The following is a 15,882-nucleotide window of genomic DNA, read 5'->3' as shown; positions in this document are numbered from 1 at the left end:
GACGCGCTGCTGGAGGCGAGCTTCATCGCGAAGGCCAGGCAGGTCGGGACCCCGCACTGGCCACAGTTGGTCTTCGGCATATGCTTGAAGATCTGCATGCCTGTGAGCGCCATGTCTTACCCCTTCTTTCTCGAGAGTGTTGCGCGGCCTTGCGGGCCCCGCGTCGTCAATCCGCGCCAGGGCCGCCTCAGGCGAGCCCGGCGATGGCCTGCCGCACCAGCTTCGCCGCCTCGGGGTGGCGCATGATCAGGATGTCCGAGCCGGCCATCATCAGCGCCACCGCGGTCAGCGCCTCCCAGACGATGCCGCGCTTGCGCTGATCGCCCCACTGCGGCGCCTCGGCCTGCGTGATCTTCGCCTCCTTGGCCCGCCAGACCTCCTTGCCGAGGTTCGAGACGCTCGGGGACTGCAGCATCGCGTCGTTCTGCTTGAGCGCGGCGAGCTTGATCCGCTCGTGGATCGAGAACGAGTACTCCAGCCCGTAGCCGAGCGCCCCGGTCGACGGGTCGATCAGCAGGTTCTCGGCGGCGACGCCGAGGTTCGTCAGCAGGATGTTGAGCTGCTTGGCCATGTTGACGTCGATCGGGGTCTGGCCGACGACCTTGCAGCCGAAACCCATCGCCGCCGCGCCGATCGACTTGTAGTTCTCCTCGATCGCCGCGCCGACCGTGACGTTCTTCCCCTGGGTCGCCTCGGCGACGGCCTTGAGCACCTCGGCGTCCTTCTCGGCGTTGCCCGAGCCGTAGACGAGCAGCGGCACCGAGATCGCGTCCGCGACGGCCTTGACCGTCGCCACCGCGTCGGCGGCGCTGCGGTTGGCGCCGTTCGGGTCCGTGCCCGCCAGCTGCAGGCAGACCAGGTCCGCCCCGAACTCGCCCTCGCACTTCTTCGCCCACGCGACCGGGTCGCCCCAGACGTCGCCGAGCACGCGCTTGAGCTCCTCGGCCCAGTCGGCCGGCGCGGTGTCGAAGACCTCGAGCGCGATCCGCGGCGGGTTCGGCAGCGTCCCCTCGAAGGTGTGGAACGCCAGCGCGTTCTGTCCGCCCGTGGTGACGGTCTTCTTCGCGCCGAGCGTCAGCTCCCGGATCTTGCCGGATGATGTCTCAACGGGTGCCTGGAATGCCATCGTTCCTCCCCTTTCCTACTTGAGCGCCGGCAGGCCGGCGCGCCGCCGGGCCGAGTTGACGGTGTTGAACATCAGCATCGCGATCGTCATCGGCCCCACGCCGCCGGGGACCGGGGTGATCTGCGCGACCTTCTGCGCCAGCGGCTCGTAGTCCACGTCGCCGCAGAGCTTGCCGTCGGGCAGGCGGTTGACGCCGACGTCGATGACCACCGCGCCGGGCTTGACCATGTCCGCGGTGATGAACTTCGGCCGGCCGATCGCGACGACGAGCACGTCGGCGCGGCGGCAGACCTCGCCGAGGTCCCTGGTCTTGGAGTGGCAGACCGTGACCGTGGCGCTCTCGTGGATCAGCATCAGCGCCACCGGCTTGCCGACGATGTTGCTGCGGCCGACGACGACGACCTCGGCGCCCTGGAGCTTCACGCCCGAGCGCTTGAGCAGGTGGATGCACCCGTAGGGCGTGCAGGGCTTGAAGCCCTCCGTGCCGATCACGAGGCGCCCGACGTTCACCGGGTGGAAGCCGTCGACGTCCTTGTCCGGGTGGATCGCCGCGATGACCTTGTTCTCGTCGATGTGCTTGGGCAGCGGCAGCTGCACGAGGATGCCGTCGATCGCCGGGTCGTTGTTGAGCTTCTCGACGAGCGCGAGCAGCTCGGCCTCGGGCGTCGTCGCCGGGAGGGCGTACTTCTTGGAGTGCAGGCCGAGCTCGGCGCAGGCCTTCTCCTTCTGGCCGACGTAGACCTTGGACGCCGGGTCCTCGCCCACGAGGACGACCGCCAGGCCGGGCAGCACGCCCTTCTCGGCCTTGAGCTTCGCGACCTCCTGCGTCAGCTCGCCGCGGATCTGAGCCGAAATTGCCTTTCCGTCGATGATCTTCGCCGCCATGCACTCCCCCCTTTTTATGCGCAGACCGCTGAAAAAGGCTCATCTGCGGCGGTGCGCTCCTCGCGCCTGCCTGCGACGTACACCTCGTACGTCTCGGCATTCGCGCGTCGCGCGCCTTGCATCTGAACCCTTTTGATCGGTCTGCAGTTAATGTTCATGCCCTCCGAATTACAGGGACACGGTTGAGAGAACCGCTTCGATTGCCTTGACCGCCGGCGCGCCGTCGGGCAGCCGGAACGCGGGCTGGTGCGCCATCGCCTGCTCGACCACCGCCTCGTCGAGCGGCACCGTGCCGAGGACCTCGAGGCCGCGCCCGCGCGCCTCCTCCACGAGCCGGACCCCGAGGCCGGGGTTCGGGACGCGGTTGATGACGAGGCCCGAGCGCGCGACCTTGACCTCCATCTCCCGGGCCAGGTCGCGGATGCGGGCCGCGGTCATGATGCCGACCGGGCTCGGCTCCGAGACCAGCAGGAGCAGGTCGATGTTCGCCGTCGTGCGCCGCGAGAGGTGCTCCATGCCCGCCTCGTTGTCGATGACGATCACCGGGTAGTTGTTCGAGAGGATCTCGAGGTGCCGGCGCAGCGTGTTGTTCGCCGCGCAGTAGCACCCCGGCCCCTCCGGCCGCCCCATGACGAGCAGGTCGAAGCCCTCGGCCTCGATGAGGTCCGCGGACATCTGCATCTCGATCCAGTCGTCCTTGGACATGCCCGGCGGGATCTCGTTCGCGGTGATCTTGCGCTTCATCTCCTCGCGGGAGGCGCCGATCGTCCGCTTGACCTCCACCCCGAGCTGGTCGTTGAGGTTGTAGTTCGCGTCCGCGTCGACGGCGAAGACCGGCGTCTTCCCCGCGCGGACGAAGTGCCGCACCACGAGGCTCGAGATGGTCGTCTTGCCGGTCCCGCCCTTGCCGGCCACCGCGATCGTGTAGCTCACCGAAAGGCCTCCTCCTCTTGCGTCAGTGCGCCCGCGAGACCCGCTGCAGGACCGAGGGGAAGGCGTGCTGGTCGGTGTGCGGCAGGAACAGCGCCGAGACATAGTTGTCCATGAAGCCCGGGTTGGTGCTCAGCTCGAGGTACGTCATGCCCCGCGCGATCTCCCCGGCGGTCTCGCGCGCGGCCCGCGAGAGCAGCACCAGGTGCGCCCCGAGGAGCGAGCCGTTGCCGACGTACTTGACCTTCTCCTCGGGGAACTCCGGGAGCAGCCCGATGGTGATCGCCTGGTCCAGCTCGAGGTAGCGGCCGAAGCCGCCGGCGATGTAGACCTGCTCGATCGCCTCGACCGGCATCTCCATCTGGCCGAGCAGCGTCATGATGCCGGCGTAGATCGCCCCCTTGGTGCGGATGAGGTTGTCGAGGTCCGCCTCGGTGATCGCGATGTCGGCGCCGGTGCCCGACTGCTCCCCCGGCACCAGCAGGTACTCGGCGATCCCGTCCACGGTGCGCAGGCGCGGGTGCGCCAGCTCCATGTTGAACTTCCCCCGCTCGTTGATGACCCCCGTGAGGAAGAGCTCGGCGACGGCATCGATGAGGCCCGAGCCGCAGATGCCCTTGGCCTTCTTCTGCCCGATCGTGACGATCATCGGCTCGAGCGTGTCCGGGTCGATGCGCACGATCTCGATCGCCCCGAGCACCGCGCGCATCCCGTGCTTGACCGAGCCGCCCTCGAAGGCCGGGCCGGCCGAGCAGGCGCAGGAGAGCAGCCACTCGCGGTTGCCGAGCGCCATCTCCCCGTTGGTGCCGATGTCGATGTAGAGCGTGAGCTTGTCGCTGCGGTAGACCCCGGCGGCGAGCAGGCCGGCGGTGATGTCGCCGCCGACGTAGCTGGCGCGCCCGGGGACGCAGAGGACGCGCGCGCCCGGCGCCAGCCGCAGCCCCAGCGCCGCGGCGGGGAGCGCCGGCGGGAAGTTCACGGTCGGGATGTAGGGCTCCTCCCGGATGTAGCGCGACTCGATCCCGAAGAAGAGGTGGACCATGGTCGTGTTGCCCGCGGCCACCGCGTAGACGATGTCGTCGCGCTCGACCCCCGTCTTCTCGAGGAGACGGTCGACCAGCGTGTTGATGGTCCCGGCGACGAGCGACTGCAGGCGCGCGAGGCCGTCCTTCTTCATCGAGGCGACGATGCGCGAGATGATGTCGTCCCCGAGGCTGATCTGGCTGTTGTACTCCGACTCGCGTCCGAGCGTCTCGCGGCTCGCCAGGTCGACGAGCTCCGCCCAGACGGTGGTCGTGCCGATGTCGATGGCCAGTCCGTAGTGCTTCCCGGAGCGGTCCCCCGGGTCCAGCGCGATCAGCCGCGGCCCCTCGCCGTCGCCGCCGCGGGTCAGCGTCGCGGTCACCTTCCAGTCGGCCTGGCGCAGGCGGCGCGCCAGCTGCGCGAGACAGGCGTGGTCGACGGCGAACTCCCCGACCCCGTGCGCCCGCGCCAGCTCGCGGCGCAGCCGCTCGAGGTCCCCGATGTTGTCCTCGAGCGTCGGCGGCGGCAGCTCGACGAAGAGCCGCTGCGTCGGCGGGTCGAGCTCGAAGTCGCCGAAGAGCTCGCGCAGGTCCGCCGGCGTCAGCGCCGAGCCGTGCGTGACGGTGCGGTGCTCGCGCGCGAGGACGGCGCGGGTGTCGCCGAGCTGCGACTCCACCGGCACGCGCACGGCGACATCGCCGCTGACCGTGCTCGTGCAGGCGAGCACCGAGCCGGCCGCGATCTGCTCGGCCGAGAGCTTGCCCGTGGGCTCCGTCGCGACCGCGCCCTGCTCGACGACGACCCGGCACTTGCCGCAGGAGCCGGTGCCGCCGCAGGAGGCGTTGACGTGGACCCCGGCGACGATCGCAGCCCGCAGCAGGCTCTCGCCCGCGGCGATCTCGACCTCGCGGCCACTCGGTTCGAAGCGTACCCGTGCCATATCAGAGCGGAATACTATAGCATGCGCCGTCGGGGGGGACGACACCCCCCCCCGACGGCGCGGCCACGCTAGAAGAGCCCCGAGACCTCGCCGGTCTCGACGTCGACGTCCACCCGGCGGTACGCCGGGTCGGACGCCGTGCCGGGCATGAGGCTGATGTCCCCGGCCATGGGGCAGAGGAACTTCGCGCCCGAGTACACCAGCACGTCGCGGATCGGCAGCATCCAGCCCTTCGGCACGCCCTTGAGGGTCGGGTCGTGCGTCAGCGACAGGTGCGTCTTGACCATCATCGTCTGGAAGTCCGCGAAGAACTTGTCGGACTCGAAGCGCTTGGCCTTCTCCTCGGCCAGCGGCGACCAGATCACGCCGTCGGCGCCGTAGACGTGCTTGGCCACCATCTCGACGCGCTGGCGCAGCGGCACGGAGAGCTCGTAGAGCGGCTTGTAGTTCGACTTCTCCTTGCAGGCGTCCATGACCACGTCCGCCAGCTCCGCGGCGCCCTCGCCCCCGTACATCCAGTGGTTGGAGGCCGCGACGCGCACGCCCACCTCCGCGCAGAGCCGCCGCACCAGATCGTGCTCGGCCTTGGTGTCGGTGTAGAACTGGTTGATGCAGACCACGGGCACGATGCCGCTCTTCTTGATGATGCTGATCATGTGGGCGACGTTGGCGAAGCCCTTCTCGACCAGGTCGAGGTTCTCCTTGGTGTACTCCTCGGGGATCGGCCGCCCCGGCGCGACCCGGGGGCCGCCGCCGTGCATCTTCATCGCGCGGATCGTGGCCACGAGCACCGAGACGTTCGGGATGTTGCCGCTGAGGCGGCACTTGACGTTCCAGAACTTCTCGAAGCCGATGTCGGCCGCGAAGCCGGACTCGGTGACCGTGTAGTCGAACATCTTGAGCGCGAGGCGGTCGGAGATGATCGAGTTCTGGCCGATGGCGATGTTCGCGAAGGGGCCGGCGTGGATGAGCACCGGCTGGCCCTCGACCGAGTAGCAGAGGGTCGGGTTGATCGTGTTGCGCATCCAGGCGGTCATCGCGCCGGCGACGTCGAGGTCGGTGGTCGTGATCGCCTTGCCGGTGCGGTCGTAGGCCACGGTGATCTTGCCGATGCGGTCGCGCATGTCGCGCAGGTCGCGCGAGACCGCGAGGATCGCCATCAGCTCGGAGGAGACCGCGATGCCGAAGCGGCTCTCCATCGGGTAGCCGTCCTTCTTGCCGCCGAGGCCGATCGTGATCTTGCGCAGCGCCTGGGCGCAGAAGTCGATGATCCAGCCCATCTCGACGTTCTTCGGGTCGATGTCCAGCCGGCGCAGACCGCGCTTGGTCAGCTCCTCGTCGGTGTAGTTGCACTCGTGCTGGTAGCGCGAGGTCAGGGCGACCATCGCCAGGTTGTGGGCGTTCATGATGTCGTTGATGTCGCCGGTCAGGCCGAGCGAGAACTCGGTCATCGGGATCAGCAGCGCGTTGCCGCCGCCGGCCGCCGTGCCCTTGACGTTCATCGTCGGGCCGCCCGAGGGCTGGCGCAGCGCGCCGCCGACGTTCTTGCCCTTGACGCCGAGGCCCTGGACGAGGCCCATCGAGACCGTCGTCTTGCCCTCGCCGAGCGGGGTCGGGGTGATCGCCGTGACCTCGACGTACTTGCCGTCCGGCTTGTCCTTGAGCCGGTTCATGATCTTGATGAAGTCGAGCTTCGGCGTGCGGCCGAAGGGAATGATCTCGTCCTTCTTCAGCCCGAGCTTCTCGGCCCAGGCGTCCGGGGCCGGCAGGTGCTTCATCGCCTCCTGGGCGATCTGGTAGTCCTTGAACTTCGTCGGGTCCATCGAGCGGGGGTTGTAGGCGCCCTTGGCGGTCATGGCCTCTCCTTGACGGTGAAGGGGTCCCCGCCCCGGTGAGCGGGGACCCCGCGGTTGATTGCTGCGGCCGGTCCTAGCTGAGGCCGACGTGCGGCTTGGCCGCCTTCTCGATCTCGCGGCGGGCGGCCATGTCCATCAGCACCTTCTCGGTGCCGAACTTGCCCGGCTCGTACTTCTTGAGCTTGAGGGTCGCGCGGGCCTTGTCGATCATCTCGAGCGCCATGTCCAGCATCTTCTGGGCGTCCGGCTCGAAGAAGAACCCGCCCTTGAAGCGCTCCATCCAGGTCTCGGTCAGGATCTTCGTGACCTCCTTGCTGCCGCTCATGGGGTTGTCGCCGCCGAAGATGACCGGGACGCCCGAGGCCGCGAAGTAGCAGCCGATCGCGATCGCCTTCTCGCTCATCCACTCCGGGGCGATGCCGACCGCCGGCATGCCGCCGATCTCGTCGGAGAGCCCGCCCTCGGCGGCCATCGCGCTGGCGATGGTCAGGATGCGCGAGTTGTCGACGCAGGCGCCGAGGTGCAGGATCGGCGGGATGCCGATCGCCTCGCAGACCTCGCGCAGGCCGGGGCCCGCGTGCTCGAGCGCGTTCTCCGGCGTGAGGTAGCCGCTGCTGCCGCACGCGGCCGAGCCGCAGCCGGTGGAGACGATCAGCACGTCGCGCTTGATCAGCTCGGTGGCGATGAACTTGTGCAGCCCCGTCGCGTTGACCCGGGGGTTGTCGCAGCCGGCGAGGCCGACGACGCCGCGGACGCGGCCGGCGGCGATCGCGTCGTTGAGCGGCCGGAAGGAGCCGCGCCACTTGCCGCCCTGCATGTACTCGATGTACTCGTGGGAGAAGCCGGCGATCATCGGGAACTTCTCGGTGATGTGCTCGCCCTTGGCCGTGCGGTTCGGGAAGTTGTCGATCGCCATCTTCACGATCTTGCGCGCGATCTCCTTGGCGTGGTGCTCGTCGAACTCGACGTGCTCGGCGCCCACCATCTTCGCGCGCGGGTTCGTCGTCAGGATCTTGGTGTGGAACTTCTTCGAGACGTTGGCGATCGCCGGCATGATGCACTGCACGTCGACGGTCATCAGGTCGACGAGGCCGGTCATGATGCCCAGCTCCTGGTTCGTGAAGCCGCCGGCGGTCGGGATGCCGTGGCGCATCAGGACCTCGTTGGCGGTGCAGCACATGCCGCCGAGGTTGATGCCCGCGGCGCCCTTGCCGACCGCGTAGGCGATCATCTCGGGCTCGGAGACGACGTCGTAGATCATCTCGGCCATCAGCGGCTCGTGGCCGTGGATGACGATGTTGACTTCCTTCTCCCGGAAGATCCCGAAGCTCCCCTCCGCCTGGATCGGCTTCGGCGTCCCGAAGAGGATGTCGGTGACGTCGGAGGAGATCATGCAGCCGCCCCAGCCGTCGGCAAGCGAGACGCGCAGCGCCTGCAGCAGCAGGTGGTCGGGCTCGTGGTCGACGCCGATGTTGATGCGGTGCATGGACTCGACGACCTCGCGGTCGATGCTCCGGGGCACGATCCCCCACTTGCGCCAGCGGTCCTGGGTCTTCTTCGGGGCGCGCTTGATGTAGTTGAGCTCGCCGCCGCGCTGCCGGCCGAAGTCGTTGAGGAGCGTGAGCGCGACCTCCTTGCCGATGTCGATGACCGGGCGATCTGCGGTCTCGATCCCGAGGATGCCGGCAACCTTCTTGAGCTTCTCGACGTCCTTGATCTGGAAGTCGGGCGCGTGGCCCTCGCAGACCGCGAGCAGCGTCTCGACCATGCCGCGCGCGTGGTCCGAGTGCGCCGAGGTGCCGGCGGCCGCCATCTTCAGGAAGTTGCGGGCGGCAACCGTGTCGACGGTCGCGCCGCAGACGCCGGTGACGATCTCGCCGGGCTTGCCGGTGAGCCGGCAGGGGCCCATGTTGCAGTTCTTGCAGCAGACGCCGACCTTCCCGATCGGGCAGGGCTTCATCTTCTGCGCGCGGTCGAAGCAGGTCTCGAGCTTGTGCTCGATCGACCAGTCGATGATCTTCTGCGCGCCGGGGGCGGCGCTGTGTCCCTTGGTCTCAGCCATTGCTCTTCGCCTCCGCTTTCGTTACTGAACGATCGGGTCCATCGCCAGGGCCGGGTGCCCCACCGCGGTCAGGTGCTCGACCAGCTTCTCGGCATCCTCGCAGATCGTCTCGTCGGCGATCTTGTCGAGCAGGTCCGGCACCCCGGCCTCCTCGGCGCGCTTCTTGAAATCGTCGGCGATGCGGGCCTTGAGGTCCTTGGGCATCCAGACGATGCGCTTGGGGCCGCCGTCGCCGAAGAGGAACTTCTTGGAGAAGATGAAGTTCACGCCGACGCCCATGAAACCGGGGGTCTGCGCGCCGCCGCCGACCGTGCCGGCGAGCGTCGAGAACTTCATGCCCATCGGGGTCATGCCGGTGAAGCCGCGGTTGACGATCATGACGCCGTTGGCCTCGGGGACGACCGCGATGATGCACTCGAAGCAGCCGCAGGAGGTCATCGGGTTTTCCATGATCGTGTAGAGGTTCAGGCTCTCGACCGCCCCGCCGGAGACCTTCTGGAGGTAGGCGTCGACGCCCTCGTAGCGGCCGTAGCGCGGGTCCATGAGCGCGCCCTTGGCGATGGGCTGGTTGCCGCCCGTCGGGTCGATCTCGAAGGCCGCCTTGCCGTCGAGCCAGTTGTAGGCGCCGCAGAGGCCGAGGCGCTCGGGCGTGATCACGCAGGCGTGCGCCGGCGCGAACGACTGGCAGAGCAGGCAGGAGTAGAAGGTGTCGACGGCCTCGTCGGTCATGTTGCCGAGCCGGAGGTCGCGCTCCTTGTAGGCGGCACGCGCCTCCTCGAGCTTCTTCTTCACGTCGGCCTCGTCGACAAAGAGCGTCGTCTGCACCTTGTCGACGATCGAGCGGAAGGTGTGGTGCGTGACCGCGTTGAGCAGATCGCCGATGTGCTTGAGCGTGAACCCGGCATTCTTCGCGTTCTTGCTGATGCGCACCCAGTTGATGTCGCGCTGGCCCATGTGCCAGACGCCCTGGGCCTCGTTGAGGTTGCCGTGGATCTTGCGCTCGATGATCGACTCGAAGTCCTTCTGCATCTTGCGGCCGGCGCACTCGATGAGGATCCCGAGCGGCATCTGGCCGCCCTTCTCGTAGCGGGCCTCGGCGTCCTTGCCGACGATGATGACCTTGTTGTCCTCGATCTCGTCCATCTCGCGCATGTGCGCCCACTCGAAGGCCGGGGTGCGCTGGCCGCCGAACTCGATGAACGTGTCTTCCTTGCGGATGCGCTCGCCCTCGAAGGCCGGGCCGAAGGCGACCGGGATCGGCGGCTTCTCGACGACGATCTTCAGCCCCCGCAGCTCGATCGCCTTCTGGACGATCTTGCTGTGGTCGAGCTCCTTCTCGACCTCCTCGTAGGTGCAGACGCCCGTCGGGTGGATGACCGGGATGTCCGAGTCCGCGATGGCGGGGAAGCCCATGTTGATGACGCCCGCGCCGGTGGTCCAGATGATGTCGTCGAGCGGCCCGAGCACGATCGCGAAGGCGAAGACGCGGTCCCTCTGGTAGATCAGGTGGTCCTTGAAGGCGCCGGGCTTCTTGCCGCCGAAGATCAGCGAGGCGCGGATCGCCCAGTCGGCGGCGTAGAAGATGTGCTCGGTGTCGGGCCCCAGCGGCACGATGCGCGCGTCCCAGCCGAGCTCGACGTTGCGGCGCAGCAGCTGCTTGGTGACGCTGTTGCCCTTCACGTTGCCCGCGAGGAAGGTCAGGATGTTCTTCTCCTGGAGCTCGCGGACGATCTTCTCGGCGATCTCGTCGGTGGGCGCCGCGCCGATGATCGCGGCAAACCCGGGCATCGTGCCGTCGACGAGCTGGATCCCGAGGTTGCGCTGGATCGTGTCGGAGATGAAGCCGTTGTACTCGTAGCCGGTCTCGGGGTCCTTGCACGGCTCGAGGCCGAGGACGTAGCGGCAGGCGAGGTAGATCTCCTCGGAGAACATCGAGGACATGCCGGAATCGAGCGCCTCGCCGAGGTACGGCTTCCAGAGCTTGTCGGCCGGCTCCTCGTGCAGCAGCGCCTTTGCGAAGCCGAGCGCGGTCTCCATGTCGCCGAGCGTCTTGACCTTGAAGGCGTGCATCGCGTAGATCATCGGCAGGTGGAACGCGGTGTCGGGGAACTCGAAGACGAAGTCCCTCCCCTTCGCTGCGATGGCCTTCGCGAGCACATCCTCCGCCTTCTTGTAGAGCGTGTGCGCTCCGCGGATGGCGGCGGTTGCGATGAATTTGGACATCTTTCGCCTCCCTTCAACGGTTCGGTGATCGTCTCGGGGCGGCGGGCCGCCCCAGCTTTGGATTTGGCTTCAGCCTGCGTGCGGAGCGCTGTTTTCCTGGGCCGCGCCATCACGAGGCGGCCGCGACACCCCCTTTGCGTGCGCCGGGCGTGGATGGCCCAGTGGTGCGATTCATCCGGTTGACGTGATGATGAAGGAGGTGACGGCGGGACGGCATGCAAAGCGGGAGGTGCGAGCGAGAAAGTCCCACCGATGCCATGATCCGGTCACCTCCGTCAGGTTGCCAGAACGTCATGTCTTCCAGCTTCGGCGGGGAGCACTATACCTAGCGGGAATCCGATGTCAATGGTAAAGTATTGAGAAAGTTTTCACTTTCACCAGCCATTTCTGCCAAACCATATCCTATCTATTTTAGACAGGAAAACCGCTTTTGTTGTCGTGAGTCAGGCGACGCCAGGCGCCGGGATCGCCGCAGCGCGGGAGAGCATCGCGAAAGTGCTCACGATCACTTCATCATCAGTGCGAGCGTCTCCGCGCGGGTCTTCTCGTTGTCCTTGAACATCCCGCGCACCGCGCTGGTGATGGTCCTGATTCCGGGCCGGTTGATGCCGCGCATTGACATGCACAGATGCTCCGCTTCGATGACGACCATCACCCCGAGCGGCTTGAGCCGCTGCATGATGACCGTCGCGATCTGCGTCGTCAGCCGCTCCTGCACCTGCAGCCGGCGGGCCAGGATCTCGACGACGCCCGCGATCCGGCTCAGGCCCGTGACGCGCCCGCCCTTGGGGATGTAGGCGACGTGCGCACGCCCGATGAAGGGCACCAGGTGGTGCTCGCACAGCGAGTAGAGCGGGATGTCCTTGAGGAGCACGATCTCCTCGTGCTTGTGGTCGAGGACGACGGCCAGCTCCTTCTCGGGGTCCTGCGCGATCCCCGAGAGCACCTCCGCGTACATGTTCGCCATGCGCTCCGGGGTCGCCAGCAGGTCCTTGCGCTGGGGGTCCTCGCCGACCGCCTCGAGGATGAGCGTTGCCGCCCGCTTCAGCTTCTCACGATCCATGGCTCCCTCCGTGGCTCACGTTGCCGGGGGGCGCATTGTACCGCAGACCAGCGGCAAGGGGTCGAACAGGAGTGCCCGCGCCGGGTCGCGCAGCGCCGCCCAGTCGAGCGGCCCCGGGGCGCCTTCCTCGACGAGAAACGCCACGCTCAGGTGCAGGTGAGCGGGGACGGACGACCTTCGCGCCGCCGGGTCGGCGACGGCGCCGACCTCGTCGCCGTCGAGCAGCGCGCTGCCCGGCGCGAGCCCCGGGCGCGGCTCCACGTGCCCGTACACCGAGTGGAGCCGGCGCCCGGCGCCGTCGACCTGGCCATGGGCGACGAACACGGAACGCCCGAGGAAGTCGGGGACGATCGAGACGACCGCCCCCGACCACAGGACCGGGATGCGCGCCCCCGGGCCCAGGGCCGCGCTCGCGCCGCCGCGCGTGCGGAAGCCGCGCAGGTCCAGCCCCTCGTGCGGCGACGTCCGCGGCGCTCCCTCGCGCCACCAGGCCTGCCGCTCGCCGAAGCCCATCCCGGGCAGCACCTCCCAGGCGGCGAAGTCCGCCGGGGCGAGCCCGTTCAACTGGAGCAGCCGTCCGGCGAAATCGGACAAGGGCTGCCTGATGGAATTCACTTCCCTGCCGTGCGCAGACGGCTCAGACGGGTCCAGATGCGAGGTCCACGTCAATTCTTGAAGCTGTGCACCGGCGCGGGGATGCGGCCGCCGAGCGCGACAAATCCGCCCGAGCCGCCGCCGGGCACCGGCATGATCGTCGCGTCCCCGAGCAGGCCGCCGAAGCTGACGCGATCGCCGGCTTTCTTGCCAGGCACCGGGATCAGGCGCGCCGCCGTGGACTTGCTGTTGACGACGCCGATCGCCATCTCGTCGGCGATGATCGCCCCGATGGTCTCCGCGCTCGTGTCCCCGGGGATCGCCACCATGTCGAGGCCGACCGAGCAGACGCTCGTGAGCGCCTCGAGCTTCTCGAGCGAGAGCCTCCCGGTCCGCGCCGCCTCGGCGATGCTCAGGTCCTCGCTCACCGGGATGAACGCGCCGCTGAGGCCCCCGACGTGCGAGGAGGCGAAGATGCCGCCCTTCTTCACCGCGTCGTTGAGCATGGCGAGCACCGCCGTCGATCCCGGGGCCCCGATCGACTCCAGGCCGAGGCTGCGGAAGATCTCGCCGACGCTGTCGCCGGGGTTCGGGGTCGGCGCCAGCGAGAGGTCCGCAACCCCGAACGGGACGTCGAGCCGCGCGGCGACCCGGCGGCCGATGAGCTCGCCGACGCGCGTGACCTTGAACGCGGTGCGCTTGATGATTTCGGAGAGCGCCCCGAGGTCGAGGCCGGGGTCCGCCGCGCGCGCCCGGTCGATCGCCTTGCGCACGACGCCGGGGCCGCTGACGCCGACGTTGACGACCGCGTCCGGCTCGCCCACCCCGAGGTAGGCGCCGGCCATGAACGGGACGTCCTGCGGGATGTTGGCGAAGACGACGAGCTTCGCGCAGCCGATGCCGTCGCGGTCCGCGGTGCGCCCGGCCGCCGCGCGCACGGTGCGCCCCATGAGCGCGACCGCGTCCATGTTGATGCCGGCGGCGGTGGAGGCCACGTTCACGGAGGAGCAGAGGCGGCTCGTGCGCGCCAGGGCCTCGGGGATGGCCTCGATCAGCGCCCGGTCGCCCCGGGCGAACCCCTTCTCGACGAGCGCCGAAAACCCTCCGAGGAAGTCGCAGCGCAGCCGCCCGGCGATCTCGTCGAGCCCCTCGGCTATCGCCACCATCTGCTCCGCCGAGAAGCCCCCCGCCGCGGCCGCCACAGGGCTGACCGAGAGCCGCTTGTTCACGATCGGGATGCCGTAGCGCTGGCCGACTTCCTCGCACACGTCGACGAAGTCGCCGGCGAGGCGCCCGATCTTCGCGCGCACGCGCTCGATGAAGCGGCCGGGGTCGTCGCTGACGCAGTCGAAGAGGCTCACCCCCAGGGTCACCGTGCGCACGTCGAGGTTCTCGCTGCGCAGCATCTCCAGGGTCGAGAGGATCTCCCGTTCCGTGAGCATCGCCGTCACACCCGGTGGACCTGCTCGAAGATCTCGCGGTGCTGGATGTTCACGTCGAGGCCGAGCTCCGCGGCCCGCGCCCGCAGCGCGGAGCGGAACGCCGAGCCGTCGGCCGCCCCGGGGAGGTCCACCTCGTAGTAGGTCACGTACTCCGTCCCCTCGCGCCGTCCGCGGGCGATCGCCTTGAGATTGGTGATGTTCGCGCCGAACTCGGCCAGCAGCCCGGAGATCCCGGCGACCAGCCCGGGGCGGTCGGGCCCGACCGTCGTGATGACGTACCGCTCGGCGGCCGCCGGGGGCGGCGCGCCCGCGGCGACCTCGCGCAGGTGGACGGAGAGCCCCAGGGGATCGAGGCGCTCGCGCAGCGCGCGCCCCAGCGCCTCCCCGGCGGCCCCCGCGGGCACCGCAACGACGAAAATGCCCACGAACTGCCCCTGCAGCACGGTCTGGCTGACGTCCTCCAGGTTGCAGCCCTGCTCGAAGAGCGAGCGCGTCACCGCGGCGATGATCCCCGGGCGGTCCGGCCCCACGACGAAGACGGCGGTCTTCATGCGCGGCATTGTCGCACGAAACACCCGCCGCTGCTCCTGGCGCGCGGGCGCCGCTGCGCTACAATCGAGCGGATGCGACGCTGCACCCCCGCTGCCGCGGTCCTGCTGCTCCTCGCCGTCGTCGCGGCGATCTACGGCGGCGTCACGCGCAACGGGTTCGTCCAGCTCGACGATCCGGCGTACATCCTGGAGAACGGCCGCGTCCGCGCGGGCCTCGCGCCCCCCTCCCTGGCGTGGGCCTTCACGTCCTTCGCGACGGGCAACTGGCACCCCGTGACGTGGCTCTCCCACATGCTCGACGTGCAGCTCTTCGGCGTGAGCGCGCCGGCCCACCACGCCGTCAGCGCGCTCCTCCACGCCGCCACCGCCTGCGTGCTGCTCCTCGTCCTCCGCGCCGCCACCGGGGCCCTGCTGCCAAGCCTCGCGGCCGCTCTCCTCTTCGCCGTCCACCCGCTGCGCGTGGAGTCCGTCGCGTGGGCTTCCGAACGCAAGGACGTCCTCTCGGGCCTCTTCTGGATGCTCGCGCTGGCGGCGTACCTGGGCTACGCGCGCCGGCCCGGGGTCCGCCGGCTGACGCTGCTCCTCGTGCTCTTCGCCCTCGGTCTGATGTCCAAGCCGATGCTCGTCATGCTGCCGCTGGTGCTCCTGGTGCTCGACTTCTGGCCGCTCGGACGCTTCCGCACATCGTCCCGCGGCTCCCTGTTGCGGGAGAAGGCACCGCTGCTCGCCCTCTCCGCCGCCAGCGCCGCGGTCACGCTCAAGGCGCAGTCCGGGAGCCTCGCCGCGACGGTCGATCTCGCGCTGGCCGAACGCTCCGCCAACGCGGTCGTCAGCGTGGCCGCCTACCTCGGGAAGACGCTCTGGCCCGCCTCGCTCGCGGTCTTCTACCCGATCGTCCCCGGGGGGCCCGGGACGGCGAGGACGATCGCCGCGCTGGCGGCGCTCGCCGCGATCGGGACCGCCGCCGCGCTCCTGAGGCGCCGGGCGCCGTACCTGCTCGCGGGGTGCGGCTGGTACCTCGTGGCCCTGCTGCCGGTCCTGGGGCTGGTTCAGGTCGGCGGGCAGGCGATGGCCGACCGGTACACGTACCTGCCGTCGGTGGGCCTCTGCATCGCCGCTGCGTGGACCCTCGCCGATCTCGCGCGCGGCCGGGCGGCGCTGGCCGCAGCCCTCGTCCTGTCGTCCGC

13 protein-coding genes are annotated in these 15,882 nt (G+C 69.0%); 1 reads left to right on the top strand and 12 read right to left on the bottom strand.

Annotated elements, in window-relative coordinates; translation table 11 throughout:
• The 12 genes from VI078_16405 to VI078_16350 all read right to left on the bottom strand — a co-directional run.
• Positions 1 to 113: (Fe-S)-binding protein (locus VI078_16405; GenBank protein HEY6000870.1), on the bottom strand; the 113-nt coding region annotated here is incomplete at its 3' end.
• A gap of 74 nt (positions 114 to 187) precedes the next feature.
• Entirely contained in the window at positions 188 to 1,126 is a 939-nt protein-coding gene (locus tag VI078_16400; protein ID HEY6000869.1) for an acetyl-CoA decarbonylase/synthase complex subunit delta, read from the bottom strand.
• A 15-nt stretch (positions 1,127 to 1,141) separates the two neighbouring features.
• Positions 1,142 to 2,011 (bottom strand): bifunctional methylenetetrahydrofolate dehydrogenase/methenyltetrahydrofolate cyclohydrolase FolD, encoded by an 870-nt coding sequence (gene folD / locus VI078_16395; protein ID HEY6000868.1) that lies wholly within the window; start codon positions 2,009 to 2,011, stop codon positions 1,142 to 1,144.
• A gap of 168 nt (positions 2,012 to 2,179) precedes the next feature.
• A complete protein-coding gene (locus VI078_16390; protein ID HEY6000867.1) occupies positions 2,180 to 2,944 on the bottom strand; it encodes an AAA family ATPase in 765 nt (254 codons plus the stop codon).
• 22 nt (positions 2,945 to 2,966) lie between these two features.
• The gene (locus tag VI078_16385) at positions 2,967 to 4,904 is read right to left on the bottom strand and encodes an ASKHA domain-containing protein (protein ID HEY6000866.1); all 1,938 of its coding nucleotides are present in this window, start codon (positions 4,902 to 4,904) and stop codon (positions 2,967 to 2,969) included.
• A 68-nt stretch (positions 4,905 to 4,972) separates the two neighbouring features.
• Entirely contained in the window at positions 4,973 to 6,760 is a 1,788-nt protein-coding gene (locus tag VI078_16380; GenBank protein HEY6000865.1) for a formate--tetrahydrofolate ligase, read from the bottom strand.
• Positions 6,761 to 6,833: 73 nt separating this feature from the next.
• Positions 6,834 to 8,822 carry an anaerobic carbon-monoxide dehydrogenase catalytic subunit gene (gene cooS, locus VI078_16375; protein ID HEY6000864.1) on the bottom strand — a complete coding sequence of 663 codons (1,989 nt, stop codon included), beginning with the start codon at positions 8,820 to 8,822 and terminating at the stop codon, positions 6,834 to 6,836.
• Between the two features lie 21 nt (positions 8,823 to 8,843).
• On the bottom strand, positions 8,844 to 11,045 hold the full coding sequence (gene acsB, locus VI078_16370; protein HEY6000863.1) for an acetyl-CoA decarbonylase/synthase complex subunit alpha/beta: 2,202 nt from the start codon (positions 11,043 to 11,045) through the stop codon (positions 8,844 to 8,846).
• A 505-nt stretch (positions 11,046 to 11,550) separates the two neighbouring features.
• Positions 11,551 to 12,108 (bottom strand): GTP cyclohydrolase I FolE, encoded by a 558-nt coding sequence (gene folE / locus VI078_16365; protein ID HEY6000862.1) that lies wholly within the window; start codon positions 12,106 to 12,108, stop codon positions 11,551 to 11,553.
• Positions 12,109 to 12,123: 15 nt separating this feature from the next.
• On the bottom strand, positions 12,124 to 12,702 hold the full coding sequence (locus VI078_16360; protein ID HEY6000861.1) for a hypothetical protein: 579 nt from the start codon (positions 12,700 to 12,702) through the stop codon (positions 12,124 to 12,126).
• A gap of 71 nt (positions 12,703 to 12,773) precedes the next feature.
• Positions 12,774 to 14,144, bottom strand: a complete 1,371-nt coding sequence (locus VI078_16355; protein ID HEY6000860.1) for a PFL family protein — start codon at positions 14,142 to 14,144, stop codon at positions 12,774 to 12,776.
• Positions 14,145 to 14,149: 5 nt separating this feature from the next.
• Complete coding sequence (locus tag VI078_16350; GenBank protein ID HEY6000859.1) at positions 14,150 to 14,695, bottom strand: ACT domain-containing protein; 546 nt, start codon at positions 14,693 to 14,695, stop codon at positions 14,150 to 14,152.
• Between the two features lie 72 nt (positions 14,696 to 14,767).
• On the opposite strand from VI078_16350, the gene VI078_16345 reads away from it, so the two are divergent.
• Positions 14,768 to 15,882, top strand: a 1,115-nt coding sequence (locus tag VI078_16345) for a hypothetical protein (protein HEY6000858.1), incomplete at its 3' end; no start/stop codon positions are given.

The organism is bacterium (assembly GCA_036524115.1).
Taxonomy (GTDB): Bacteria; JAUVQV01; JAUVQV01; order JAUVQV01; family DATDCY01; genus DATDCY01.
Note: the sequence above shows the minus strand (reverse complement) of the source record. Positions and strands in the feature narration are given on the sequence as shown.

Coding starts and splice junctions, on each gene's coding strand:
- VI078_16400 (HEY6000869.1), bottom strand. CDS start 1,126: ATGGCATTCCAGGCACCCGTTGAGACATCATCCGGCAAGATCCGGGAG.
- folD (HEY6000868.1), bottom strand. CDS start 2,011: ATGGCGGCGAAGATCATCGACGGAAAGGCAATTTCGGCTCAGATCCGC.
- VI078_16385 (HEY6000866.1), bottom strand. CDS start 4,904: ATGGCACGGGTACGCTTCGAACCGAGTGGCCGCGAGGTCGAGATCGCC.
- VI078_16380 (HEY6000865.1), bottom strand. CDS start 6,760: ATGACCGCCAAGGGCGCCTACAACCCCCGCTCGATGGACCCGACGAAG.
- cooS (HEY6000864.1), bottom strand. CDS start 8,822: ATGGCTGAGACCAAGGGACACAGCGCCGCCCCCGGCGCGCAGAAGATC.
- acsB (HEY6000863.1), bottom strand. CDS start 11,045: ATGTCCAAATTCATCGCAACCGCCGCCATCCGCGGAGCGCACACGCTC.
- folE (HEY6000862.1), bottom strand. CDS start 12,108: ATGGATCGTGAGAAGCTGAAGCGGGCGGCAACGCTCATCCTCGAGGCG.
- VI078_16355 (HEY6000860.1), bottom strand. CDS start 14,144: ATGCTCACGGAACGGGAGATCCTCTCGACCCTGGAGATGCTGCGCAGC.
- VI078_16350 (HEY6000859.1), bottom strand. CDS start 14,695: ATGAAGACCGCCGTCTTCGTCGTGGGGCCGGACCGCCCGGGGATCATC.